Origin of the sequence: Pseudarthrobacter sp. L1SW (genome assembly GCF_020809045.1) — a bacterium.
Taxonomy (GTDB): Bacteria; Actinomycetota; Actinomycetes; order Actinomycetales; family Micrococcaceae; genus Arthrobacter.
The window spans coordinates 3,989,929-4,014,600 of sequence record NZ_CP078079.1 but is presented as its reverse complement, the minus strand read 5'-3'; the positions used below and the strand labels follow the sequence as shown (position 1 = coordinate 4,014,600).

27 protein-coding genes are annotated in these 24,672 nt (G+C 67.8%); 19 read left to right on the top strand and 8 right to left on the bottom strand.

What is annotated here, in order from left to right:
- From KTR40_RS18595 to KTR40_RS18540, 12 genes are all read left to right on the top strand, one after another.
- On the top strand, positions 1-1,446 hold the full coding sequence (locus KTR40_RS18595; protein ID WP_228406199.1) for a lyase family protein: 1,446 nt from the start codon (positions 1-3) through the stop codon (positions 1,444-1,446).
- Entirely contained in the window at positions 1,439-2,257 is an 819-nt protein-coding gene (locus KTR40_RS18590) for an alpha/beta fold hydrolase (protein ID WP_228404747.1), read from the top strand. Before KTR40_RS18595 ends, KTR40_RS18590 begins: the two co-directional genes overlap by 8 nt.
- Entirely contained in the window at positions 2,254-2,700 is a 447-nt protein-coding gene (gene pcaC, locus KTR40_RS18585; RefSeq protein ID WP_139030971.1) for a 4-carboxymuconolactone decarboxylase, read from the top strand. Before KTR40_RS18590 ends, pcaC begins: the two co-directional genes overlap by 4 nt.
- 106 nt (positions 2,701-2,806) lie before the next feature.
- Positions 2,807-4,018, top strand: a complete 1,212-nt coding sequence (locus KTR40_RS18580) for a thiolase family protein (RefSeq protein ID WP_139030970.1) — start codon at positions 2,807-2,809, stop codon at positions 4,016-4,018.
- A gap of 4 nt (positions 4,019-4,022) precedes the next feature.
- On the top strand, positions 4,023-4,733 hold the full coding sequence (locus KTR40_RS18575) for a 3-oxoacid CoA-transferase subunit A (protein WP_228404745.1): 711 nt from the start codon (positions 4,023-4,025) through the stop codon (positions 4,731-4,733).
- A 2-nt stretch (positions 4,734-4,735) separates the two neighbouring features.
- A complete protein-coding gene (locus tag KTR40_RS18570) occupies positions 4,736-5,413 on the top strand; it encodes a 3-oxoacid CoA-transferase subunit B (RefSeq protein ID WP_228404743.1) in 678 nt (225 codons plus the stop codon).
- A gap of 24 nt (positions 5,414-5,437) precedes the next feature.
- Entirely contained in the window at positions 5,438-6,250 is an 813-nt protein-coding gene (locus tag KTR40_RS18565) for an IclR family transcriptional regulator C-terminal domain-containing protein (RefSeq protein ID WP_228404741.1), read from the top strand.
- A 126-nt stretch (positions 6,251-6,376) separates the two neighbouring features.
- On the top strand, positions 6,377-6,709 hold the full coding sequence (locus KTR40_RS18560) for an MmcQ/YjbR family DNA-binding protein (RefSeq protein WP_228404739.1): 333 nt from the start codon (positions 6,377-6,379) through the stop codon (positions 6,707-6,709).
- A gap of 171 nt (positions 6,710-6,880) precedes the next feature.
- Positions 6,881-8,050 carry a Re/Si-specific NAD(P)(+) transhydrogenase subunit alpha gene (locus KTR40_RS18555; RefSeq protein WP_228404738.1) on the top strand — a complete coding sequence of 390 codons (1,170 nt, stop codon included), beginning with the start codon at positions 6,881-6,883 and terminating at the stop codon, positions 8,048-8,050.
- A complete protein-coding gene (locus KTR40_RS18550) occupies positions 8,050-8,370 on the top strand; it encodes an NAD(P) transhydrogenase subunit alpha (protein ID WP_228404736.1) in 321 nt (106 codons plus the stop codon). Before KTR40_RS18555 ends, KTR40_RS18550 begins: the two co-directional genes overlap by 1 nt.
- Positions 8,367-9,740 carry an NAD(P)(+) transhydrogenase (Re/Si-specific) subunit beta gene (locus KTR40_RS18545; protein ID WP_228404734.1) on the top strand — a complete coding sequence of 458 codons (1,374 nt, stop codon included), beginning with the start codon at positions 8,367-8,369 and terminating at the stop codon, positions 9,738-9,740. The genes KTR40_RS18550 and KTR40_RS18545 overlap by 4 nt, the downstream gene beginning before the upstream one ends.
- 93 nt (positions 9,741-9,833) lie before the next feature.
- Positions 9,834-10,754 (top strand): diacylglycerol kinase family protein, encoded by a 921-nt coding sequence (locus KTR40_RS18540; RefSeq protein ID WP_139030962.1) that lies wholly within the window; start codon positions 9,834-9,836, stop codon positions 10,752-10,754.
- Positions 10,755-10,776: 22 nt separating this feature from the next.
- Here the strand turns inward: KTR40_RS18540 and KTR40_RS18535 are convergent, their stop codons facing one another.
- Entirely contained in the window at positions 10,777-11,616 is an 840-nt protein-coding gene (locus KTR40_RS18535; protein ID WP_139030961.1) for an ACT domain-containing protein, read from the bottom strand.
- A 165-nt stretch (positions 11,617-11,781) separates the two neighbouring features.
- On the opposite strand from KTR40_RS18535, the gene KTR40_RS18530 reads away from it, so the two are divergent.
- From KTR40_RS18530 to KTR40_RS18520, 3 genes are all read left to right on the top strand, one after another.
- Positions 11,782-12,870, top strand: coding sequence for an FUSC family protein (locus tag KTR40_RS18530; protein WP_139030960.1), 1,089 nt, complete (start codon positions 11,782-11,784; stop codon positions 12,868-12,870).
- 52 nt (positions 12,871-12,922) lie between these two features.
- Positions 12,923-13,666, top strand: a complete 744-nt coding sequence (locus KTR40_RS18525) for an IclR family transcriptional regulator (RefSeq protein WP_139030959.1) — start codon at positions 12,923-12,925, stop codon at positions 13,664-13,666.
- 120 nt (positions 13,667-13,786) lie between these two features.
- On the top strand, positions 13,787-14,974 hold the full coding sequence (locus KTR40_RS18520; protein ID WP_228404732.1) for a 4-hydroxybenzoate 3-monooxygenase: 1,188 nt from the start codon (positions 13,787-13,789) through the stop codon (positions 14,972-14,974).
- Between the two features lie 88 nt (positions 14,975-15,062).
- Here KTR40_RS18520 and KTR40_RS18515 read toward each other — a convergent pair whose 3' ends face one another.
- Complete coding sequence (locus tag KTR40_RS18515; RefSeq protein WP_228404730.1) at positions 15,063-15,602, bottom strand: TetR/AcrR family transcriptional regulator; 540 nt, start codon at positions 15,600-15,602, stop codon at positions 15,063-15,065.
- 54 nt (positions 15,603-15,656) lie between these two features.
- On the opposite strand from KTR40_RS18515, the gene KTR40_RS18510 reads away from it, so the two are divergent.
- Positions 15,657-16,712: an FAD-dependent monooxygenase gene (locus tag KTR40_RS18510; protein ID WP_228404728.1), complete on the top strand. Its 1,056-nt coding sequence runs from the start codon at positions 15,657-15,659 to the stop codon at positions 16,710-16,712.
- Here KTR40_RS18510 and KTR40_RS18505 read toward each other — a convergent pair whose 3' ends face one another.
- The 5 genes from KTR40_RS18505 to KTR40_RS18485 form a co-directional block, all read right to left on the bottom strand.
- Positions 16,713-18,542: an iron ABC transporter permease gene (locus KTR40_RS18505; RefSeq protein WP_228404726.1), complete on the bottom strand. Its 1,830-nt coding sequence runs from the start codon at positions 18,540-18,542 to the stop codon at positions 16,713-16,715.
- Positions 18,539-19,606: an ABC transporter ATP-binding protein gene (locus KTR40_RS18500; protein WP_228404724.1), complete on the bottom strand. Its 1,068-nt coding sequence runs from the start codon at positions 19,604-19,606 to the stop codon at positions 18,539-18,541. The genes KTR40_RS18505 and KTR40_RS18500 overlap by 4 nt, the downstream gene beginning before the upstream one ends.
- A gap of 55 nt (positions 19,607-19,661) precedes the next feature.
- Complete coding sequence (locus KTR40_RS18495; protein ID WP_228404722.1) at positions 19,662-20,735, bottom strand: extracellular solute-binding protein; 1,074 nt, start codon at positions 20,733-20,735, stop codon at positions 19,662-19,664.
- Positions 20,736-20,911: 176 nt separating this feature from the next.
- Complete coding sequence (locus KTR40_RS18490) at positions 20,912-21,346, bottom strand: acyl-CoA thioesterase (RefSeq protein WP_139030952.1); 435 nt, start codon at positions 21,344-21,346, stop codon at positions 20,912-20,914.
- Between the two features lie 88 nt (positions 21,347-21,434).
- Complete coding sequence (locus tag KTR40_RS18485) at positions 21,435-21,938, bottom strand: GNAT family N-acetyltransferase (RefSeq protein WP_139030951.1); 504 nt, start codon at positions 21,936-21,938, stop codon at positions 21,435-21,437.
- A gap of 156 nt (positions 21,939-22,094) precedes the next feature.
- Between KTR40_RS18485 and KTR40_RS18480 the strand changes: the two genes are divergently transcribed.
- The 3 genes from KTR40_RS18480 (at position 22,095) to KTR40_RS18470 (ending at position 23,921) form a co-directional block, all read left to right on the top strand.
- Positions 22,095-22,601: a MarR family winged helix-turn-helix transcriptional regulator gene (locus KTR40_RS18480; protein ID WP_139030950.1), complete on the top strand. Its 507-nt coding sequence runs from the start codon at positions 22,095-22,097 to the stop codon at positions 22,599-22,601.
- Positions 22,602-22,674: 73 nt separating this feature from the next.
- Positions 22,675-23,004, top strand: a complete 330-nt coding sequence (locus tag KTR40_RS18475; protein ID WP_228404720.1) for a hypothetical protein — start codon at positions 22,675-22,677, stop codon at positions 23,002-23,004.
- Positions 23,001-23,921, top strand: coding sequence for a serine/threonine-protein kinase (locus tag KTR40_RS18470; protein WP_228404718.1), 921 nt, complete (start codon positions 23,001-23,003; stop codon positions 23,919-23,921). The genes KTR40_RS18475 and KTR40_RS18470 overlap by 4 nt, the downstream gene beginning before the upstream one ends.
- On the opposite strand, the gene KTR40_RS18465 is transcribed toward KTR40_RS18470, so the two are convergent.
- Positions 23,918-24,589, bottom strand: coding sequence for a histidine phosphatase family protein (locus tag KTR40_RS18465; protein ID WP_228404716.1), 672 nt, complete (start codon positions 24,587-24,589; stop codon positions 23,918-23,920). The genes KTR40_RS18470 and KTR40_RS18465 overlap by 4 nt on opposite strands.
- Positions 24,590-24,672 lie beyond the last annotated feature (83 nt).

The following is a 24,672-nucleotide window of genomic DNA, read 5'->3' as shown; positions in this document are numbered from 1 at the left end:
ATGGAGGGCGACGCCGGATTGCTGAGTCCCGTCTCAGCGTCGCCCCTTGTGGGGGCACTGACGGGGGACCGCGCTGTCCTGGCGGCGATCCTCGCCGTCGAGTCCGGCTGGGCCGCCGTGCTGGAGAAGGCGGGCCTGGCACCTGCCGGTTCCGCCGCCGTCGTGTCCGCTGCCGCGGAGCCCGGCCGGTACAGCGTGGCAGCCATCGCCCGGCGTGCCCAGGGCGGCGGCAACCCGGTCATCCCTCTGCTGGCGGACCTGCGGACGCAGGTCGCGGCGCTGGATGCGGCCAATGTCGGGGCAGGAAAAGCGGTGCACACGTCCCTGACCAGCCAGGACGTCCTGGACACGGCGCTGATGCTGGTGGCCCGCAACACCGTGGAGGCGGTGCTGGGTGACTTAAGAGGCGCGACGGCGGCGCTCGCGGCCCTGGCGGAACGGCATGCGGACACGCTGTGCGTGGGCAGGAGCCTGACGCGGCATTCCCTGCCCTTCACGTTTGGCCTGCGGGCCGCCCAGTGGTTCCACGGCACGGCCGCTGCGGGCCGGCAGCTGGCGGGCCTGGACTTCCCGGTCCAGTTCGGCGGCGCGGCGGGAACGCTGGCTGCGGGAACTGTCCTGACATCGGGCTCATCCGCCACTCCGTTTGGACTCGCGGGCGCCCTGGCATCCCAGCTGGGCCTCGCTTCAGCGCCCGCACCGTGGCACACCAACCGGCTGGCCGTGACGTCGCTGGGCAACGCCCTGGCTGCGGTGCTGGACGCCTTCGGCAAGATCGCGGCGGATGTCCTGTTCCTGAGCCGGCCCGAGGTCGGCGAGCTGGCTGAGCCGCGGGCCGCCGGCCGGGGGGTTTCCTCGGCCATGCCGCAGAAGCAGAACCCGGTACTGTCCGTGCTGGTCCGCAGCGCGGCGCTGCAGGCCCCGGCGCTGGCCGCCCAGCTGCACCTGGCCGCCGCCAGTTTCAACGATGAACGCCCGGACGCCGCGTGGCACACCGAGTGGCCTGCGCTCCGGCAGCTCCTGGCACTGGCGCTCGGCGCGGCCGGCCATATCCGTGAGCTGGCCGAGGGCCTGCAGGTCTTCCCGGACGCGATGCGCCGGAACCTTGACCTTGCCGGTCCGCTGCTGCTGGCGGAAGGCGTGGGTGCCGCTGTGGCCCCGCTGCTTTCGGACAAGGGCGGGACCAGCGGGAAGCAGCAGCTCCAGGCTGTTGTGGACCGGACGCTCCAGGCGCCGCCCGCGGACCAGGCCGCCACGTACCGCAAGCTGCTCCGCGAAGCCGTTCCAGCCGGGATCCTCAGCGACCTCCGGCTCGAGGAACTCCTCAACCCGGGCAGCTACCTGGGCGAGGCTCCGGAGATTTCCCGGCGGATCCTGGCCGCCTACCCGGACTTCGCCGCCAACCCATCTGCAGACACCGATCCGAATGGAGCTTCCCGTGGCTAAGCCGGCCCTGAAGGCAGCGCTGCTGTCACCCCAACGTCCCCTCGGAGACCACCCCTTGCTGGTGGTGGGTCCGTCCCTGGGCACTTCCACCATCCTCTGGAACCGCACTGCTTCCGTGCTGGGCAACGACTACGACGTGGTGGCCTGGGACCTGCCCGGCCACGGCGTCTCGCCCGCCGCCACCGAGACGTTCGACGTCGCCGCGCTGGCTGACGCCGTGGTGGACCTCGTCGATTCCATCGCCCCCGGCGCGTCCTTCCACTACGCCGGCGTCTCCCTGGGCGGCGCCACCGGCCTGCAGCTGGGCATCAAGCATGGCGAGCGGCTCAAGAGCCTTTCCGTCCAGTGCAGCGGCGCCAAGCTGGGCACCCCGGAGGGGTGGCTGGAGCGCGCCGAAACCGTCCGCAGCCAGGGCACGCCCGTGATGATCCAGGGCTCTGCGGAGCGCTGGTTCGCGCCGGGCTTCATGGAGCGTGAGCCCGAACTCAGCAGCCGGCTCCTGCACGCCCTGCGCGACGCCGACCGTTTCAGCTACGCGTTCTGCTGCGAGGCCCTTGCCGCCTTTGACGTGCGTGGCGAACTGGGCAGCATCCAGGTCCCAACCCAGGTCATAGCCGGCGCGCTGGACGGGGTGGCCCCGCCGTCGTTCGCGGAGGAAGTGGCCGCGGGCATCACCGCAGGGGGCGGCACCGCAACCGCCGTCACGCTGGAGGGCGTGGCGCACCTGGCCCCCGCCGAGGCGCCGGCCCACGTGGCGGAACTGATGCGCGGCCTGATCTCCTGGGCCGAATCGCAGGGGGCAGCCAAGTGAGCAGCTTTGGACAGGCGGGCGCGGAGCGGCACGGTGTGGTCCGGCCGGACGCCACCAGCCAGGACATTTACGACGGCGGCATGAAGGTCCGGCGCGAAGTCCTGGGTGATGCTCACGTGGACCGGGCCAACGCCAACAAGGACGAGTTCACCGAGGACTTCCAGGACATGATCACGCGGATCGCGTGGGGTGGCATCTGGACCAGGCCCGGCCTGACCCGCCAGATGCGCTCCGCCGTCACCATCACGGCGATGGTAGCCCACGGGCACTGGGAAGAGCTGGCCATGCACATCCGCGCCGCCGTCCGGAACGGCCTGAGCCGGGACGAGATCAAGGAAATCCTGCTCCAGACCGCCATCTACTGCGGAGTGCCCTCGGCCAACACCGCCTTCAAAACAGCCCAAGAAGTCTTCCGCGAGCTGGACACAACCCACACCGACTAAACCCCGCCCGCCCAACTAGGTAGCGCCAAGTGTCGTTATGAGCCTCCAAAACGACACTTAGCGCTACCTAGTTGGGAGGGGCACCGACAGAATTAAGAGGAGCACCATGAACCAGGCTTTTGTGTACGACGCCGTGCGCACCCCGTTCGGCAAATTCGGCTCCGGCCTTGCCGCCGTCCGCCCCGACGACCTTGCCGCGCACGTGATCAAGGAATCCGTGAAGCGCGCCCCGGCGCTGGATCCGGAGCGGATTGACGAGGTGGTGTTCGGCAACGCCAACGGCGCCGGCGAGGAGAACCGGAACATCGCCCGGATGGGCACCCTGCTGGCCGGCCTGCCGGTGTCCATCCCGGGCACCACGGTGAACCGGCTCTGCGGCTCCTCGCTGGACGCCGCGATCATCGCCTCCCGCCAGATCAACGCCGGCGACGCCGACCTGATGCTGGTGGGCGGGGCGGAGTCGATGTCCCGGGCCCCTTGGGTGTTGCCCAAGACGGAGAAGCCCTACCCGGCCGGGGACATGACCCTGGCTTCCACCACGCTCGGCTGGCGCCTGGTGAACAAGGCCATGCCGAAGGAGTGGACCATTTCCCTGGGCGAGGCCACCGAACGGCTGCGGGAGAAGTACGGTGTGACCCGTGAGGCCCAGGACGAGTTCGCCGCGAACTCCCACAACCTGTCCGCCGCCGCCTGGGATGAGGGCTTCTACGACAACCTCGTGGCCCCGGTTCCGGGCACGGACCTGGTCCGGGACGAAGGCATCCGGGCAGGTTCGTCGGCAGAGAAGCTCGCCGGGCTGAAGACGGTCTTCCGGACCGAGGACGGGACCGTCACCGCGGGCAATGCTTCGCCGCTGTCCGACGGCGCCTCCGCGGCCTGGGTGGGGTCCGAGGCTGCCGCCGGGCTGCTGGGGCTGGAGCCCCTGGCCCGCATCGCCGGACGCGGGGCGCACGCGAACGATCCGCAGTACTTCGGCTACGCGCCGGTCGAGGCGGCGAACAAAGCCCTCGCAAAGGCGGGGATTGGCTGGGACCAGGTGGGCGCCGTCGAACTTAACGAAGCGTTCGCCGCCCAGTCCCTGGCCTGCATCAACGCCTGGGGCATCGATCCCTCGATCGTGAACCGGCATGGCGGGGCCATCGCCATGGGCCACCCGCTCGGCGCGTCCGGCACCCGGATCCTGGGCACTTTGGCGCGGTCGCTGCAGGCCTCCGGCGAACGCTGGGGTGTCGCTGCGATCTGCATCGGCGTCGGGCAGGGGCTGGCCGTGGTCCTCGAAAACGTCACCGCCTCCGGAAACAACACAGGAAAGGCCTAAGCGAATGCTGAATTTTGTAGATACTGTCCGGGAGGCCGTGTCCGGCATCAAGGACGGCTCCACCGTGATGATCGGCGGGTTCGGCAACGCCGGGCAGCCGTTCGAACTGATCGACGCACTGCTGGAATGCGGCGCCACGGACCTGGCCGTGGTGAACAACAACGCCGGCCAGGGCGACCAGGGGCTCGCGCTGTTGATCAAGGAAGGCCGCGTGCGGAAGATGATCTGCTCCTTCCCGCGTCAGTCCGATTCCTGGCACTTCGACGCCAAGTACAAGGCCGGCGGGATCGAACTGGAACTCGTACCGCAGGGCAACCTGGCGGAGCGGATCCGCGCGGCCGGGGCCGGGATCGGCGGGTTCTTCACCCCCACCGGATATGGCACCATGCTCGCCGAGGGCAAGGAAACCCGCATCATTGACGGCCGCGGCCAGGTCTTCGAAACCCCCATCCACGCCGACGTCGCCCTGATCAAAGCGCTCAAGGCCGACGGCAAGGGCAACCTGGTCTACCGGAAGACGGCCCGGAACTTTGGCCCGATCATGGCCGCTGCAGCGAAGCAGACCATCGTCCAGGTCTCCGAGATTGTCCCCGTCGGGGCGCTGGACCCGGAAAACGTAGTCACCCCCGGCATCTACGTCAACACAGTGGTCCGCGTGGCCGCCGACAACACCGCCGCCGGCAGCACCGCCGGCATGAGCGAGAAGGTGGCCTGACAATGAGCACCGCAACAACCCTCCAGACCTCCGCCACCCCGCTGGGCCGGGACGACCTCGCCCGTTTGGTGGCCCGGGACATCGCACCGGGATCCTTTGTGAACCTGGGCATCGGCCAGCCCACCCTTGTCTCCAATTACCTCACCGAGGAGCAGAACATCACGCTGCACACGGAGAACGGGATGCTCGGCATGGGCCCCGAAGCCAAGGGGGACCAGATCGACGAGGACCTCATCAACGCCGGCAAGATCCCCGTCACGGAGCTCCCCGGCGCCTCGTACTTCCACCACGCCGACTCCTTCGCGATGATGCGCGGCGGGCACCTGGACATCTGCGTGCTCGGCGCGTTCCAGGTATCAGTCACCGGCGACCTCGCCAACTGGCACACCGGCGCACCCGGGGCGATCCCCGCTGTCGGAGGCGCCATGGACCTCGCCACTGGCGCCAAGGACGTCTTCGTCATGATGACCCTCCTCACCCGCGAAGGCGCCTCCAAGCTCGTGGAGTCCTGCACCTACCCGCTCACCGGCGTCGGCTGCGTCACCCGCGTCTACACGGACAAGGCCGTGTTCCTCACCGGACCCGGCGGCGTCACCGTCCGCGAGACCTTCGGCTGCACCCTGGAAGAGCTGCAGGAACTTGTGCCCGTCCCGCTCAAGGCGGCGGCTGCCACGCCATAGCCGGCGGCCCTAGGATTGGTAACCATGACCGACGCCGTCAGTTCAGACAGCCAGCCTGCCCCGCAGGCCAGTGACCAGTATGTCCAGTCCCTGGCCCGCGGGCTCGCCGTTATCCGTGCGTTCGACACGGTCCATCCGGTCATGACCCTGACGGAAGTGGCTGCGCGCACCGGGCTGACGCGGGCCACAGCCCGGCGGTTCCTGCACACCCTGGTGGAGCTGGGCTATGTCAGGACCGACGGCAAGACATTCGCGCTGACGGCGAAGGTGCTCCAGCTCGGGTATGCGTACCTGTCCGGGCTGTCGCTGCCGCAGCTGGCCCAGCCGCACCTTGAGGAACTGTCACTGAAGCTGGGCGAATCCACCTCCGCGGCCGTGCTCGACGGGACGGACATCGCCTACATCGCCCGGGTGACCACGCGCCGGATCATGAACGTGGGCATTACGGTGGGCACGCGCTTCCCCGCCTATGCCACGTCGATGGGCCGGGTACTGCTTGCCGCGCTGCCTCCTGCCGACCTCAAGGCGTACCTGGCGGAGGCGGAGATCAAGCCGCTCACCCCACGCGCTTTGGGCAGCGCCAAGGAACTCCTGGCCGTCCTGGACACGGTCCGGGCCCAGGGCTGGTGCCTGCTGGACCAGGAGCTGGAGCTCGGGCTCATGTCCGTGGCCGCGCCGGTCTATGACGGATCCAAGGTGGTGGCCGCCGTGAACGTTTCCCTGCAGGCGCAGGCCGTGGCCGCCAAGCCGGACCCGGAAGCCTTCCTGGCTTCGGTGGCGCAGGAGATTGTGGCGACGGCGGAACTCGTCTCGGCCGACCTGACCGCCCGGGGGTAGGCGGGTCTGCTGGAGTTTTGTGCACGTATGCAGGCCTCAGACGTGCGGAAGCCGGCATATCTGGACAAAAACGCTTTGCCACGCCGTCTCTTGTCCGGCGGCTGGCGCGCAGGCAGACTGTGGCCCATGGCAACGGAAGACGACGTCCGCAGGATTTCCCTGGCACTCCCGGGCGTCACGGAGCGGCTGAGCTGGGGCCGGCCCGCCTGGTTCGCCAAGACCCTGATGGGCCGGATCTGGGAACCGGGAGTCCTCACCGTCAAGACCGAAGAGCGCGAGGCCCTGGCAGGAACGGAGCCGGAAACCTTCTTTTGGACCCCGCATCACGAACGCTCTCCCCAACTGGTGCTGGTGCGGCTGGACTGGATCGACGGGAAGCTGCTGGCGGAACTGCTCCAGGATTCCTACCGGCTGGCGGGCGGGGAACAAGGCAGCCGCCGGCACGCGGGGGACCCGTAAGGTAACTGTTTACCACCAAGAACGCCGCCCCACTCCCGCGGCAGCGGTGCGGGCCATAGACTCTAGCCAACTACGTGCAGCAGCGCCGCTCCGCGAAGACCCACGGTCCACACAGGCCAACGTCCCAGCAGGGCGGCGCTGCCGCACCCGTGCAACGAGGGGAGACGGCGGGTGAAACTGGGTATACCGCGGGAACGTCGGGAGGGCGAACGCCGCGTGGCCGCCACACCGGAAACGGTGAAGCAACTGGCGGCGCTCGGCGTCGAGATACTCCTGGAGGAAGACGCCGGCGCGGCGGCGGGATACCCGGACCTGGCATACACCCAGGCCGGGGCGCACCTCGTCCATGACCTCGACCTCGCCCAACTGGACGTCCTCGCCCACGTCCGGCCCCTCGACCCGGAAACCGCCCGGTCCCTGAAAAGGGGCGCCGTCACCGTGGGGCTCGCGTCGCCGTCGTCCGAACTCCCAACGGTGGAGGCGCTCGCAGACGCCGGCGTCACGGCCTTCGCCCTGGAACTGGTGCCCCGCATCTCCCGCGCCCAGTCCATGGACGCCCTCAGTTCCCAGGCCCTGGTGGCCGGCTACCGCTGCGTCCTGGAAGCGGCCATCCGGCTGCCCAGGTTTTTCCCGCTGTACATGACCGCCGCCGGCACCGTCCCGCCCGCCCGGGTCTTGGTGCTCGGCGCCGGCGTGGCCGGCCTGCAGGCCATCGGCACCGCCAAACGCCTGGGCGCCCGCGTCTTCGCCAACGACATCCGCCCCGCCTCAGCGGACGAGGTGGCCTCCATGGGCGGCACCTTCATCCGGCTGGACCTGGAAACCGCGGAAGCAGCCGGTGGTTATGCCCGCCAGCTCAGTTCGGACGCCGGCACCCGGCAGAGGCAGCTGCTCGCCCCGCATGTGGCCCAGGCGGACGTGCTGATTACGACGGCGGCCGTCCCGGGCAGGCGCGCACCCCTCCTGGTCACCACCGAGATGGTCCAGGGCATGCGGGCCGGATCCGTCGTCGTGGACCTCGCCGCAGAGTCCGGCGGCAACGTGGAGTCAGTGGTTCCAGGACAGGACATCCCGGTGCCCACGGCGGACGGTTCCGGCTTCGTCACGCTGGTGGGCCTGAAGGACGCCCCCTCGGCCATGGCCTCCGACGCCTCCCGCCTCTACGCCAAGAACGTTGCCAACCTGGTGGCGCTCATGGTCCGGGAAGGGGCCCTGGTCCCCGACTTTGGGGACGAAGTGCTGGCCGGCGCCTGCCTGACGCACGACGGGGAAGTGCGGCACCGGCCGACGGCGGATCTGCTGGCGGAGCGGGCCGGCAGCCGGCGGGAAGGGGTGCTCTGATGGACGGAATCAGTCTGCTGACCATTACCGTACTGGCCGTGTTCGTCGGTTTCGAGGTGGTTTCCAAGGTCTCCAGCACCCTGCACACGCCCCTGATGTCCGGCGCCAACGCCATCCACGGGATCATCCTGGTGGGCGCCATCATTGTGGCCGGCCAGGCAGCGGACCCGTGGGTGCTCGCGGTGGCCCTCCTCGCCGTCGTCCTCGCTACTGCCAACCTGGTGGGCGGCTTCGTGGTGACGGACCGGATGCTGCACATGTTCCACGCGAAGAAACCGCTGGGCGCCAAAGCGCCGGCGGGGAAGGTGGACGGCAGATGAGCCTCCTCGATCCCGTCTGGACCTCGCTCCTGTACCTCATTGCCGCCGTCTTCTTCATCCTGGCGCTGCGCGGGCTCAGCTCCCCCCGGACGGCCCGCCGCGGCAACCTGGTCGGTGCCGCGGGCGCCCTGATCGCCGTCGTCACGGTGTTCCTGTCCGCGCGGCTGGAGAACATCCCGTGGATCATCGCTGCGATCGCCGTGGGGTCAGCCGTTGCCGCCCCGGTGGCGCGGCGGGTCAAGATGACCCAGATGCCGCAGCTTGTGGCGCTGTTCAACGGCGTGGGCGGCGGGGCGGCGGCGCTGGTGGCGCTCCTGGAACTCAGCCATGCCGGTGACCCCTGGATGCGGCTGGCAATTGTCTTCACGCTCCTGGTGGGCGCCGTGTCCTTCGCAGGCTCGGGGGTCACGTTCGCCAAGCTGCAGGAACTGATGACCACCCGCCCGGTACTGTTCCCGGGCCTCCCCGTGGTGATGGCCGCGGTGCTGCTCGCCGCTGTCGCGTCCGCCGCTGCCGTCGTTGTCACCGGCTCGCTGCCGCTGGCGGTGCTGCTGCTGGTGCTTGGCCTCGCGGCGGGCATCCTGCTGGTGCTGCCCGTGGGCGGGGCCGACGTCCCGATCGTCATCTCGCTGCTGAACGCCTTCACGGGCCTGGCCGTGGCGGCCTCCGGCGTGGTGCTCGGCAACGTGCTGCTGGTGGTCGCCGGCACGTTGGTAGGTGCGTCGGGTACCATCCTCACCCGTGCCATGGCCGCCGCCATGGGCCGGAGCGTCGCGGGCATCCTGTTCGGTGCCTTCCGGGGAGGTTCGACGGCGGGATCCACCGCCGTGAGCGAGCGTCCGGTACGGTCCTCCAGCGCGGAGGACGTGGCGGTGCTCCTGGGCTACGCGCAGCGGGTGATCATTGTTCCGGGCTACGGCCTGGCGGTGGCGCAGGGCCAGCACACCGCCGCCGAACTGGCGCTGGCCCTGGAGGGGCGGGGCATCGAGGTGGACTTCGCCATCCATCCCGTGGCGGGCCGGATGCCCGGGCACATGAACGTGCTGTTGGCCGAGGCGAATGTGCCGTACGAGTCGCTGAAGGAAATGGGCGAGATCAACCCGGAGTTCAAAACCGCGGACGTTGCCCTGGTGGTGGGTGCCAACGACGTGGTGAACCCCGCGGCCAAGACGTCCCAGGGATCCCCCATCTACGGCATGCCCATCCTGGAAGTGGCCGAGGCCCGTCAGGTGATTTTCCTCAAGCGGTCCATGCGGCCGGGTTTCGCCGGGATCGAGAACGACCTGCTGTACGAGCCCCAGACCTCGCTGCTGTTCGGCGACGCCAAGGACTCACTGGCGCAGGTGCTCGGGGCGGTCAAGGCGCTGTAGCTACCGTCCCGCTGCCCGCCTGCTTCGAACCCGCCGCGGGGCAGGCTAGTCTTCTTTCAGAAGTAGCCTTTCCATTCGCCACCAAAGGACGCCATGACTGCCAACAGCTCCACTTCACTCCAGCGCGCCGCAATCATCGTCAATCCTGCCAAGCCCGTGGACATCGACGTGCGCGGCCTGGTGGCAAAGCACTGCGTGGAAAACGGCTGGGGCGAACCGCTCTGGTTCGAAACCACCAAGGAGGATCCCGGCGTCGGCCAGGCCAAGGAAGCACTCGCCCAGGGTGCCGATATTGTCATCGCGGCCGGCGGCGACGGAACCGTGCGGTGCGTCGCCGAGGTCCTGTCCGGTGGCGACGTCCCGATGGGCCTGCTCCCGCTCGGCACGGGCAACCTCCTGGCCCGCAACCTGGGCATGGACGTCACGGACTACGACGGCGCCATGGCCGGTGCCCTGATTGGGACCGAGCGGAAGATCGACGTCGTCCGGGCCCGCCGCAGCGACCCCGACAAGGAGCAGCTGTTCCTGGTCATGGCCGGGGTTGGATACGACGCCACCATTATGGCCGACACCAACGAGGACCTGAAGGACAAAGTGGGCTGGCTGGCCTATGTGGACGCGGGCATCCGCAACCTTCCGGGCAAACCGGTGAAGGCCACCATTGTGATTGACGGGAAGACTGCCGTGCACCGCGGGGTGCGCAGCGTCATGGTGGGCAACTGCGGCAAGGTCCAGGGCGGCCTGGAGATCTTCCCCGAAGCCAAAATGGACGACGGCCTGCTGGATGTGGCCGTGCTGGCCCCGCACCACGGAAAACTGGGCTGGCTCTCCGTGGTTGCCGGGATGATCGGCAAGGGCCGCGGCAAGGACACGGCGGTGGAGTATTTCCAGGGCAAGACCGTGGAGATCACCCTCGAGCACAACGACGACTACCAGCTGGACGGCGACCACGAAGGCCAGGGCAAGCACGTCCTGATGACCATGGACCCGTCCGCGCTGACCGTCCGCATGTAGCCCCCGCCCGGAACTGCGCTACCTAACTGGGGAGGCCCGGGGCCGGGCGGTGAGCCAGGATCTCGGCGAGCTCGGCCAGCCGGTGGGCGCGGGCGGATTCCGCCGGGGTGAACGGCTCCCCGGGACGCGCAAAGGTGATGGGGCCGTGCCAGGCCGTGGGAATCTTGAGCCGCGTGCCGGCGTCGTGCCTTTCCAACAGCGCCTCCGACGGGGAAAGGATCCGTGCCCGCAGCAGTTCCGCCACCGCGAGCGGAAGCTCATCCGGCGCGTCGGCGATCCGGGCCGCGAGGCTCAGCGCCTTCGTCTGCCCGTCCGCCATGGCCAGCGCTGTTGTGGGCCAGGCGCGGGACCGGGTACCGCCGGCCTGCTGCAGCGCCTCGAGCAGCTGGTATTCATCCACGTCGCCGGGCGTGGACAGAACAAACTCGTCCAGCACGCCGCCGGCCACCGGGTGCACGTGGATGCTCAGGATATTCGTGTCCAGCCGGGCCAGGGCCTTGGTGACCTTCTGCAATGATCCCGGCTCATCCCGCAGGACGGTGCGGGCCCGCCACAACGCGGGGGCCACGGCGAGCCGCCGCCGCTGCCGCAGGGCCGGAGCATGCAGCCAGCCGCGGAGCACCCGGGCGGCGGAGGGCTCCGCCACCCAAATGACCAGGACGGTGGCGGTGACAGTCAGCACCAGCACCTTGGCCAGGTAGGGAAGCTCGGTGCCCACCACCAGGGCATGGACCAGGAGCTCGATCGGAAGCATCACGGCCACGTTGGCTAAGGTCAGCCGCGTCCGGGTCGGCTCCGGCATCAGGCCGCAGACCTCGCAACTCAGCTCAGCCTCGGGGGTGGTCCTTGCAGGGGACTTCATGGTCCAAGGATTGCGCGGCGCTGTTTCAGGGGTGTTGCCCGGCCGTTCCGATTTCGCGACGCGTGCCGGGCGTAGGATTCTGGAGGAACGTCAGCGCGGCCGCCCGTCAAACCGGAAACTGGGCCTCCCCAGGCACACTGTCCCGCAGGAAAGGCGCTATTCCACGTGAAGCTGCTCGCTGAGATGTTCAGCATTGCTCCCGGCAATAAGGACCACCAGCCGGCCCTGAGGTGCGCGGTGGGCGTCTTCGTTCCGCTCTTCACCCTGGTGCTGCTGGGCCGGCTGGACCTGGCCATTTTCGCGTCCTTTGGTGCCTTCACCGGGATTTACGGCCGCGGCGAACCGCACGGCACCCGTTTTGCGCTGCAGCTGCGGGCGGGCGTGCTCATGCTGCTGGTGATCCTCCTCGCTGCGCTCGCTGCCCGCGCCGGTGCGGCTTGGGGGCTGGATGACGCCGGCGCCACCTGGCTCCTGGTCCTTGCCACCACGCTGGTGGCCGGCGGCTGCTCCGTTGCCATTTCCTGGTTCCGGCTGCGGCCCGCGGGATCCCTCTTCCACATCTTCGCCTTCGCGGCCATTGCCTCGATCCCCAACCAGCCGCCGCTGTGGGAGGGCATGCTGGTCGCCGTCGCCACCACGGCTTTTTCCCTGCTGGTCGGCTTCTCCTCACGGGTGCTGCCCAGCCGACGCACGCCGTGGGTGCGGCCGCGGCCCATCCGTCGCACCGCGGAAGAAAAGCGTGCGGCCCGGCTTGAGGGCCTCGGCTACCTGGTGGCCGCCGGGCTGGCCGGCGCACTTGCCACCTGGGCAGGCAGCCGCCTCGGGTTTGGCCACAACTACTGGGCCATGGTTGCCGCCGTCGTTCCGCTCGTGGGGCACACCACGCGGCACCGCGTCCGCCGTGGCGTCCAGAGGATCATCGGCACCGTGCTCGGGCTGGTGCTGATGGCTGGGATCCTGGTGCTGGGCCTACAGCCGTGGCAGACCGTGCTGGTCATGGCCCTGTGCCAGTTCGGCGCCGAGATGTTCATCATCCGCCAGTACCTGCTGGCCCAAGTCTTCGTCACGCCGCTCGCACTGGTGTCCACGCTGCTGGTGGTCCCGTCCTCGCCCGGCATCCTCCTCCGCGACCGCATCGTCGAGACGGTGATCGGGGCCGTCGTCGGCATTGCCGTGGTGCTTGCCCCCGGAGCGTGGCGCCGCTTAAGGGAACGCACGACGACGGCGCCTGGCAGGGGCGCGCGGCCCACCTGAACCGGGGCATGGGTAGGCTTGTACCATCCATTCAACGGAAGAGCGGTGTGCGGTGGCCAATTCTGCCTCGGGTGACTCGGTGGTGGACCGGATTGTCCGGTTGATCTCCGCCTTTCCCGAGGACGTCAGCGCCCTGCAGTTGGCGGACCTCGCCGAACGCGCGGGCTTACCGCTTACCACCGCCCACCGGCTGGTCCGCCAGCTTGCCGGCCACGGCCTGCTGGAGGCTGCTCCGGGAGGGTTGGTGCGGCCCGGCCTGCGGCTGTGGGAGCTGGTCAACCGCACCGCCCCCACCCTTGCCCTGCGCCAGGCGGCCATGCCGTTCATGGAGGATATCCAGCAGGTCCTCAACCAAAACGTGAACCTGGCCGTGCTGGATGGCTGGGAAGCCCTGTTCGTCGAGCGGCTGTCCCGGCGCGGCTCGGTCGCCAACCGGGCAAAGGTGGCGGGCCGGATGCCCGTCCACACCTCGTCCGCCGGCCTGGCGCTGATGGCGCACCAGGACAAGCTGCTGCAAAGCCTGTATCTCGATCAGTTCGAAGACCCCGAAGGGAAGGTCAGCACCGACGCCGTCCGGATGCTGCTCAGCGAGACCTTCCACCAAGGCTTTGCGCAGCTGAAGGGCGTTGTGGATCCGGACACCTGGGGCATCGCCGTCCCCGTCCTTGACCCGCGCCAGCGTGCGGTGGCCTCGCTCGGCGTCGTGGTTCCCTTGCAGGAGATGCGCCTGCAGGCCCTGGTGCCCGCCCTGCAGACAGCTGCCAGGGGCATTGCCCGAAGGCTTGCGGAACGGTAAAGCGGAGGAATCTTGATTCCGTTCAACGGAATTGATGTACCGAGCTGAACGGCCCGCGCGCACACTGGAGGCAGAAGCACCCACGGGCCGGCAGCGGCCCCGCAACGAAGCGAGAATGCCATGCCACGGAAGATCATCACCACCCAGGTGGCCATCATGGGCGCAGGCCCGGCCGGCCTGATGCTGTCCCACCTGCTGGCCAAGGCCGGGATCGAGTCCAGTGTCGTCGAAGTTCGCAGCCACAAGGAGATCTCCGAGACCGTCCGGGCCGGCATCCTGGAACACGGCACCGTCAACCTGCTGGTGGAAAGCGGCGTCTCGGACCGCGTGCTGCGCGACGGCGACCGGCACGACGGGATTGAGCTGCGTTTTAACGGCGAGAGCCACCGCGTGGACTTCAAGGACCTCGTGGGCGAATCCGTGTGGCTCTACCCGCAGACGGACGTTTTCCTGGACCTCGCCGCCCGCAGGAAGGCCGACGGCGGGGACGTCCGGTACAGCGTCACGGACACCACGGTGCATGACCTTGAGGGCAGGCCGAAGGTCTGGTTCACGGACGCGGACGGCGTGGAGTTCGAGATCCAGGCCGACTTCCTGGTGGGGGCCGACGGTTCCCGCAGCCATTGCAGGTTCCAGATCCCGGAGGCGCACCGCAAGTGGTACTTCCACGAGTACCCCTTTGCCTGGTTCGGGATCCTGGCCGAGGCCCCCCGCAGCGCGGACGAGCTCATCTACGCCAACTCCGCGAACGGTTTTGCCCTGATCAGCCAGCGCACCGAGACGGTCCAGCGGATGTACTTCCAGTGCGACCCAAAGGAGAACGTGGCGGAGTGGGATGACGACAGGATCTGGGCCGAGTTCCGCAGCCGGGTGAACGGCAACGGGTTTGAACTCAAGGAAGGCCCCGTCATCGACAAGATGGTCCTGCCCTTCCGGAGCTTCGTCCACACGCCCATGCGCCACGGCAACCTGTTCCTGGCCGGCGACGCCGCCCACACGGTCCCGCCCACCGGTGCCAAAGGCCTCAACCTGGCCATCCATGACGTCAAAATGCTCTTCGAGGGGCTGGACACCCACTACAACTCCGGGTCCGGCCACCTGCTGGACGCGTTCAGCGACCGCGCCCTGGAGCGGGTGTGGAAAGCGCAGCAGTTCTCCTACTGGATGACCACCATGCTGCACACCCCTGCGGACGCGGATGACTTCTCCCGCGCCCGCCAGCTGGGTGAGCTGAACTCCGTGGTGTCGTCCAGGCACGGCATGGCCTACCTTGCCGAGGCCTACACCGGCTGGCCGGGACAGCCCTGACAAGGACTCCCGGGAGTACGACGGCGGTGCTGGCGCCGGCTGAGGCGGCAGGTCGCCGTCGTGCCGGGGGTGGAAGGCGACTTTGGCCTCAGGGCGCAAGCAGCCGCCGGACCGCTGCGGCGATGGCTGCGGCGTCGGGCTGTTCGTCCCGCCTGACGGTGAGCAGGTGGAGCAGGACGCCGTCGCCGTAGTCCGCAACGTCCCGGGCCCGGGCGGACGCGTCCGCAACCCCCAAAGCGGCGAGGGCCTGCTCCAGGCCGCCCACCAGTCGAAAATGCCCGGCCGTCACCGACTCCGGCCGGTCCAGCGAGAGGGCCATGCGCGCCCGGGTGAGGCCCGCCTGCCGCTCGGCGAGGGCCAGCACCAGCCTGGAAAGCTGGTCTGCCAGCTCCTCGATGTCCTGGGGCGGTCCGGCCGGGCCCTGCTCCTCCAGGAGTGCCGCGTCCAGCTCCAGCAAACGCTCCAGTACGGCCTCCACGAGGGCGGCGCGGCTCCGGTAGTAGTTGGAGGTGGTGCCTTCAGGAAACTGTGCCGCCGCGTCAACGGCACGGTGCGTGAGACCCTTCATTCCTTTATCCGCCACCACCGTCAGGGCGGCATCCATCAGTTCCGTGCGGCGGTCAGGCATGGCCCCAGTGTAATTGCCCCTAGCGAACCACTACAAAAGTAGTAAAATTGCGGCATGGAAACAATCTCGATCGTTGGCGGAGGGATAGCGGGCCTGGCGCTCGCTGCATGCCTTGATGAGGACCGCTTCGAGGTGACGGTCATCGAGAAACGGCCGGAGCTGCCGGTAGTGGGCACCGTGCTGGCTATGTGGCCCAATGCCCAGCGTGCGCTGGCAGAAGTTGGTGTCCTCGACAAGGCCCGTGCCGTGAGCCCGGTGATCGGCAGCGGATCGATACGGGACGCCGCGGGCGAGCCGTGGATTACCGTGAACGGCGGCGACATGTTTGGCGTTTCCAGGATTGACCTCCTCCGCCTGCTCGGAGCCTCGGTCCCGCAGTCGGTCAGCCGGATCACCAGGCGGGTGGATGCCGTCCCGTCCGGCGCGGACATCGTGGTGGGTGCCGATGGTGTGCACAGTGCCGTCCGCAGGGGCATCTGGGGCGGAAGGACTGCCGCCAGGCTTACGCCCTACCTCGCCGTGCGCGGTGTCCTTCCTGCCCCGGTTAACCCTGCGGACGTGGGCGAGTACTGGGGGCGCGGCGACCTGTTCGGCCTGGCGAATGCAGCCGGGGGAACAAACTGGTACGCGAGCTACCGTTCCGACCTCGGTCCTGCCGGCATTGACGTCGCGTCAACCCTTGAGGAGGCGAGGCACCACTTTGCCCAGCACGCACCTGCCATCCGCAGTGTGCTTGCCGCAGCCACCCCCGAGCTTTCACTCGCCCAGCGCATCTGGACCACACCGCCGCTGGCGTCCTATGTCCGTGGCAACGCAGTCCTGGTCGGCGACGCCGCACACGCCATGACGCCCAACCTCGGCAGGGGAGCCTGCGAATCGCTGGTGGACGCTGTCACGCTCGCAGGGCTGCTGAACACGAGGCCGGTTGGGGAAGCCCTCAGGTCCTACGACCGCCGGCGTCGGCTCCGCACCCAGGCGCTGAGCCTCGCATCTGCGGCACTCATGAAAGTGGCCCTCGCGGACGCCGCCCAGCCCTTCCGTGACCGCCTGCTCAACCTTGCCCGACGGCGGAACGGACGCGCCGCCGTCGTCAGCGGTCCGGCAGGCTGATCAGCGCGCCGGAGCTGCCGGCTGCGCGGCATCCTCCGCGGCGGGCCTTCCGGGAAGTCCCGGCCCCGGCCCCGGCCCCGGCACCGGCGATGCGGGCGGAACGGCCGGCAGCCGCTTCCGCTTGGAGCGGCCCCTGCTGGAGCGTCCGTACACGAGGTACATGGTCACCCCGGTGATGACCATTAGGAGCACGGTGTACACAAAGGTGTTGCCGACTCCGTCAACGCCTTCCGCGCCGTCCGTGTTCGCCTTGATCACCAGGCCCAGCGGCTGAACCAGGGGGTGGGCCAGGAAGATCGCGGTGTCGTAGTCGTCGAGCAGGCTGTTGAAGTTCAGCGCGGTGACGGCGGCAGCGGCCGGGAGCACCAGCGGCAGGAGGATCCGCCGGAACACGTAAAGCGTCTTGGCTCCCATGATGGCTGCGGCTTCCTCCAGCGTGGAGTTGACGGAGGCAAAGGACGCTTTGAGCATGCGCAGCGTGAACGGGATTTTCACCGTGACGAACGCGATCAGCAGGATCACGGTTGTGCCCGTGAGCACCGCTCCGCCCACCAGGGGATTGGGGTGGTCGTAACTGATGATCAGGCCCAGGGCCAGCAGCGCGGACGGCAGGATCCACGGAATGTGGAGCAGGTATTCGAAGACCGACGCCACCCAGTTTTTGTACTTCTGGAGCAGCCGGGCCACAAACAGCAGCCCGCCCACGGCGATCACCGCCGCCAGGGCGCTGTACACCACGCTCACGATGAACGGCCGCAGGCCCGACTGTTGGGTCAGGACCCGCTGGTAGTTCTCGAGCGTCAGGCTGCCGGGCGACAGCTGGCCGGTCTGGATGGCGGCGCCGTCGGCGAACGAGTACAGGACAATCAGCACCACCGGCAGCGTGTACACGGCAAACAGCAGGTAGGCCACGGCGTGGACAACCGCGTTGGCCACCGGGTTGGTGATGTCCTGCTTCTGCAGGGCCGAGGACACCTTGGACACCGAGAAGTAGGTGCCGCCCTTCTCCAGGCGTGACATCACGGCGAGCATCAGGATGGTGGCCAGCCCAAGGATCACCGCCAGCAGCGCCGCCAGGTCCCTGGAGGTGGGGCTGTTGGTGAAGGTCAGGATCATCGGGGTGATGGTCTGGAAGTCGCGGCCCCCCAGCACCTGCGGGGCGCTCAGTGCGCCCAGCCCGGTGAGGAAGGACAGGATGGTGACGGCGAACAGGGTGGGCTTGAGCATGGGCAGCACGATCCGCCGGAGGATGGTCCAGGTTGAGGCCCCCAGGTTCCGGGCCGCTTCAATGGTCTGGTAGTCGATGCCCTTCAGCGCGTTGGCCACGAACAGCATGTGGTTGGTGGTGGTGGCGAACGTCATCACCACCAGGACGGCCAAGAATCCGGAGAACCAGCCCGGGTCCATCCCGGGGAACACCCTCACCAGCAGTGACGTGACGATTCCCTTGTCCCCGTAGATGAACTTGTACCCGGCAGCAAGGACAATGCCGCCGTAGATGAAAGTGGACGCATAACCCAGGAACAGGATCCGCGAACCCCGGATCCGGAAATAGTGCGTCACCAGGACGATGAACACGCCCACCAGGTTCACGGTGATGGACAGGGCCAGCGCCAGCAGGAAGCTGTTGCCGAGCGCCTTCATGGCCCGCTGGGACGTGAAGAGCTTTTCTGCTGCCCGCCCGGAGAAGCTGCCGTCCGGAAAGAACGTGGCGATCAGGACGTTGATGTTGGGCCATACCAGGAACGCCGCAATGAACCAGGTCAGGACCGCGCCGACCACCAGGACGAACGGGGAGCGGGCCATGCTCCGGACTCCGGTGCCGCTCATGGCAGGACTGCTGCCGGGTCCTGCTGCCGAAGGGCGGCGCCCGTTTCCGGGTGGTACTGCAGGACGTGCCCAGGCTGGAGGTAGACCGTGGTGTCTGTGCCCGGTTCCGGGTGGGCAGCCCCGTCCTCCTTCACCAGCAGGCGGATCTCCGCGCCATGGCTGCGCACCACATAGCGGCTGTGCAGGCCATGGTAGGTGCGTGAGATTACCGCGCCGGAAAGTCCGACGGCGCCGCCTCCTTCAGCCCCACGGGCCAGGGACGCCTTTTCCACCCGAAGGTAGGACTTGGCATCGGTGCTAAGGTCCGCCCCGGCGAGCCGGTTGAGTTCGGCCACGAATTCCGGCGTCAGGGCCGAGCTGTCACCGATGAAGTTGCAGACGAACTCAGTGGCGGAGTGGTCGTAGATTTCCTGCGGCGTCCCCACTTGTTCCACCACGCCCTTGTTGAACACGGCCACACGGTCGCTCATGGCCAGGGCCTCGTCCTGGTCATGGGTGACGTACACAGTGGTGATCCCAAACTCGCTCTGCAGGTCCTTGAGCTGTTGCCGGAGCTGGTGGCGCAGTTTGGCGTCCAGGTTGGACAGCGGCTCGTCCAGCAGGAGGATCTTGGGCCGCAGCACCAGCGCCCGGGCCACTGCGACTCTCTGCTGCTGCCCGCCGGACAGCTCCGCCACATTCTTGGACAACTGCTCATCGCTGAGCTCTACCCGCCGCGCGATGTCCCGGACCAGGCGGTCGCTGTCCGCCGGCTTCTCCTTCCGGACCCGGAGGCCAAAGGCGATGTTTTCCCACACGCTCATGCTGGGGAAGAGGGCATAGTTCTGGAACACCATGCCCACCTGCCGCTTGTCGCTGGGAAGCCGGGTGACATCCTTGCCGTCCACGTGCACCGTACCCCTGGTGGGCTGGATGAATCCCGCCAGGGTGCGGAGCGCCGTCGTTTTCCCGCAGCCGGACGGCCCCAGGAGAGTAAAAAACTCCCCCGGGCGCACGTGCAGGTCAAGGTGGGGGATGGCGGTGAAATCACCAAAGGAAACTTCGATGTTGTCCAAGCGGATCATGGCAAACCTGTCTGGGGAAGCGAGGATCGGGTTGACGGGGCCGGCAGCGGACCGGTTACGTCATGTATTCGAGCTCGATCTTCTCCACCCAGGCGCCCATGTTCTCCCGCACGAACTCCCAGTCGATGTCCTGCTGCTTGACGCTTGCGAAGAAGTCCACCACCTCGGGGTTTGCCTGGGCTTCGGCCTGCTTGTTGACCGGCATGGAGTTGAACTGCTTGGCAAACTCGCCCTGGACCTGGGCACTGCCGAACCAGTCGACGAACTTCTTGGCCTGCTCCTCCTTCTTCGTTCCCTTCACCAGGGCGATCTGTTCCACGGCCAGGGGGACACCCACGAACGGGACCACTGCTTCGACGTTCACCTTGAAGGACTTCTCGCGCTCGGCGATGATCGAGGACGGCATCTGGCCCATGTCCACTTCGCCGGAAGCAATCCGGGCAAAGAGGTCCGTCTTTGCCACCGCCGGGCTGCCGTTCTGGAAGTACTGCTCCACCTGCTTCCAGCCCTCATCGGAGATGCCAAGGTCGCCGGAATCGTCCCGGTAGCGGCTCAGGATCCCTGCAAAGACGAGCTGTGCCGTTGCTGTGCCAAGGCCGGTCACCCGCTCGTAGCGCGACTTGAACTCGTCCTTGGTCCACAGGTCGGTCCAGTCCTGCGGGGCCTTGTCCTTGGAGATCTTGTCCGAGTTGTAGCCAAGGAGAATAGCCTGCTTTACCAGGGGCCAGTAGGCCTCGCCGTCGCCCAGTTCTTTGTCCACATCGCCAGCCCAGGCCGGTTCGTAGGGTTCCAGGGCGTCTGCAGCCTTGACCTGCGAGAAGTACATGTTGTTCAGTCCGAACGCGACGTCGGCGATCGGGTTGTTCTTCTCGGCAATCAGCTTGTTGGTGGCATCTGCGCCGCCGGCACCGACGATCTCGATTTTGAAGCCCGCCTCGGCTGCCTTGGCGGTCAGCCAGTCCCCGCGGCCCTCGCCGTTGGAGTTGGTGTAGACAACCAGGGTTTCACCGCTGGCGGCAGGCGCCGAGGAGGCGTCGCCCGAAGCGGCGGGGGTAGCTGATCCTCCGCCGCATCCGGCAAGGAGGGTGGCGGCGACGGCGGCGGCGACCAAAGCTTGGAATTTACGCACGATCAGGACTCATTTCTGGACTGGAATCGGAGCATGTCCGGCAAGCCTAACGCCGGGCATGCGGAATTCACGGCTGTTATGGCTATCGATTCGATAAACAGCCCGGCTGTCCACTCTGGTCCAGATGGGAAAACGATCGGGGGTTTGCGGGTGAACGGGCAGTAAAAGTTGCCCGGTCAGTCCTGGCTCAGGGTCTCCGTGAGGTGGTGCGTGGGGATCCTGTCCCGGTCGTACGTGATCTCGGTGTACCCGTGCGGCTCCGGCTTGCCGGACGGGTTGAGGTTCACGAAGACGATCTCCTCGATGGTGAGGATGCTTTGGCGGGTGATCATGTTGCGGACTTCGGCGCGCATGGTCAGGGAGGTCCGGCCGAAGCGCGTGGCGGTCAGCCCCATCTCGATCAGGTCGCCCTGCACCGCGGAGCTGACGAAGTTGATTTCCGAGATGTACTTGGTGACGGCACGGCCGTTGCCGAGCTGGAGGATGGCGTAGATGGCCGCTTCCTCGTCAATCCACTTCAGCAGGCTGCCCCCGAACAGCGTCCCGTTCGCGTTGAGGTCCTCGGGCCGGACCCACTTGCGTGTGCGGAAAGTGATGTCTGCTGTTTCCATAGGGCGAGGTTAGCGGAAGGCAGCGCAGGCGCACCCAGTGTGACGCAGCCGCACCCTGCCGGGGAATCCGGCAGGGGACCGGCGCGGCCTAGGCCATGGCGGTGTGGGCTGCGCTGCGCGCGTTGATGCTCTTCGCGTAGCAGTAGGAGTGCGCAACCCCGATGTAGGGTCCGAAGTTCGGAACTGCCTCAAAGCCTGAGTTTTCGTAGAAGTTCCGCCCGTCCGGCTGCGCCGACCCTGCTTCCGCCTTGATCCGCGTGATCCCCTGCTTGAAGGCCTCCGCCTCAAGGGCTGCCAGGATTGAACTGGCCACGCCCGAACCCCGGGTGTAGGGAAGGACGTACAGCCGCTTGATCTCCGCCGTGGTCGAGTCCAGCATCCGCAGTCCGCCGCAACCCACCGGCTGGCCCGAGCCCTTGTCGTACGCCACCAGGAACACTGCGCAGTCGGCGCCCGACGGCGGCGGCCCCGGTTCGTGGTCCGGGGTGCCGAAGCGGGCGTCCAGTTCGGCCTGCTGGGCCCGGCGCAGGTCGGCGCCCACGGGGTTGGACCAGGGGACCTGCCTGATGTTAAGGCGGGGGTTGGTCTGCATTCTGCCTCGATTCGCCGAAGGGTTATGCAAACCTAGAGTAAGAGGCAGCCGTTACGCCGGTGTTTCTTGCCGGTTAGCTCCGGGATAACGTCCCGTTCACGCCGGCCAGGGCAAGTCACTTGGCTGTCTAGTTATCAGCTGGTCTAGTATGATTCCATGCGCTCTACGGGTAACGAAGGCTCCGGGTATTGGTATGGGCCGGACGGTCAACTGGATTACAGCGCGGCGGTGCTGAAGTCGTTGCGGGACTACCGGACCGCTGAAACGGCCGTCCGGAGGTCCACCCGGGACTCCATGGGGATGGGCGAAACGGATATCCTCGCCCTGCGCTACCTGCTGCGCGTCCAGGCATCCGGCAAGGCCGTGGTTCCCAAAGACATCAGCCAGTTCCTGGGCATCACCAGCGCCTCCACCACGTCCCTTATCGACAGGCTTGTGGCCAGCGGCCATGTGCGCCGGGAGGCGCATCCCACGGACAGGCGCTCAGTGGTGGTGGTTCCCACCGTCGAGTCTGACAAGGAAGTCCGCGTAACGCTCGGCGCCATGCACCGGGAGATGATGTCCGTGGCGGAAGGACTGACGGCGGAGGAGGCGCGCGTGGTGGTCAAGTTCCTCGAGCGGATGACCGACGCCCTGCAACGCGCGCAACACGAAGAAAAGTAACTAGGCTAGCTAGCTAGACCGGCTAGCAATATGTATGCTTACGATTATTCCCCGTAATCCTTACACCGGAGTCGTGAGCGTGTTGGTTACCTTTACTGAGCTGTTCCCGTTGGAACCCCTTCCGCCCAGCGCGTCCTTCCACCCATCGCCCCGCGACGGCGCGGCCGTCGGCGACCCCGCCACCCACTGCGGCTCCGCCATGGACCTTGTCACCCCCGCCGTGGGGCCGGCCGCCGTCGGCTATTCCTTCGAAGCCGAGGACGGCCGCCCCGTGTACCTGCCGCCCGTGTGGCGGTGCGGGTGCGGTTTCCAGCTGGATGCCTGGATCCAGTCCCCTTATGCCTACGGTTCGCAGGACGGGACAGTGGCGGGCCCAGCACATTCCGCGGCGCTCCCCGCATGACCGCGCCCGTGCTCCTTCGATCGGCTGCGGCACTCCACGCCGCCAAGCCCGTGGTGGCGGGACGCTACGAACTCAGGGACCTGCTGGGCCGCGGTGCGCTCGCGCAGGTTTTCCGCGCTGCGGACCTCGAAGGCGGGGCCGATGTGGCGGTGAAGGTGGCAGTGGGCGTGTCAGCCAAACACTTTGAGAGGATCCACACCGAGGCGGCCATCCTGGCATCCCTGCAGCATCCTTCAATTGTCCGGTTCATCGGCAAGGGCGTGGTGCCCGGCAGCTCTGCCCTCGCCGGGCGCCCTTTCCTTGTTGAGGAACTTGCCCTGGGACCCAGCCTCTCGGAGGCTGCCCGCACCAGCCAGTACCACCCCGACGTTGTTGCGGGGTGGGCCCGGGGACTCTTCGAAGCCTTGGCCCACCTGCACGGGCAGGGGCTGGTGCACCGCGACATCAAGCCCGCCAACCTGATGCTGAGCGGCCTGCGGCGGAGCCCTGTCCGCATCATCGATTTCGGCATCGTGGCGCCTGCCGGCTCGGCGCCGGAACCAGGCATCTCATCAGGAACTGTGCACTACATGAGCCCGGAGCAGGCATCGGGAGGGCCGGCGCGGGCCTCCTGGGACGTCTACGCCATGGGACTGGTCCTGCTGGAGCTGCTCACCGGAGCCAAGGCGTTTCCCGGCACTGCCATCGAGTCCCTTGTGGCCAGGACCCTCCGCAGTCCGCAAGTGCCGGAGTCCCTGGGTCCCGGCTGGTGTTCCTTCCTCCGGTCCCTGACGGCCATGGACAGCGGAGAACGTCCGACGGCGGGGGAGGCGGCGGGCATGGCCGCTCGACTCGTTCCCGTTCCCGCCGGCGAAGCGGCCATCCCCTGCCGCGGGATGGCGGTTTTCCCGGCCCGGCGGATCCGCCAGCTGGCCTAGGCCACGTCCCGGCCCGTGGGGTCTTCCGCGGTTGGGTCCGCGAGGGAAAGTCCGCCCACCGGGCTTCCGTCCCAGTGGATAAGCTTCCACCCGCGGTCAAGATCGCCTTCCAGCGCCACGATCCCGGTATTGGCCAGCACATGCCGCGCGGCGAATTCGTGGTCCGCATCCTCGGCCCGGCGTCCCGCCCAGGTGCGGATCGCCGCGCCGTGGCTGACAACGGCAGCGGCTTCATGCCGCTGGTCCAGTGCCCGGTCCACAACCTGGCGGATGGCAGCGTCGAAACGGTCAAAAAATGTGTGCCCGTCCGGACCTGCCGGCATCCGCCGGTCCAGGTCCCCGGCGGCCCAGGAGAAGACGGTCCCCATGTAGCGCTTGTGGGCTTCCTGGTCCGTCAGCTTCTCAAGGGAGCCGGCTTCGATTTCGTGCAGGCCGTCCAGTATCTCAACGTCCAGGCTGTGCACCCGGCCCAGCGGTGCGGCCGTGATCTGGGTCCTGATCAGCGTGGACGCGTACAGGGCACCGATGGGCTCGTTCGCCAGCGAGCGGGCCATGGCCTCGGCCTGCCGTTCGCCGAGTTCCGTAAGCCCGGGGCCCGGATGCGCCGTATCGAGTTGGCCCAGCACGTTGCCGGGAGTCTGGCCGTGGCGGATGAGCAGCAGCTTCATGGTTCCAGTTTCGCACTCCCGGCGGGCCCGGATGACCATAAACAAAGGCGCCGGACCCCTTCGGTGCCGGCGCCGTCGTCGTA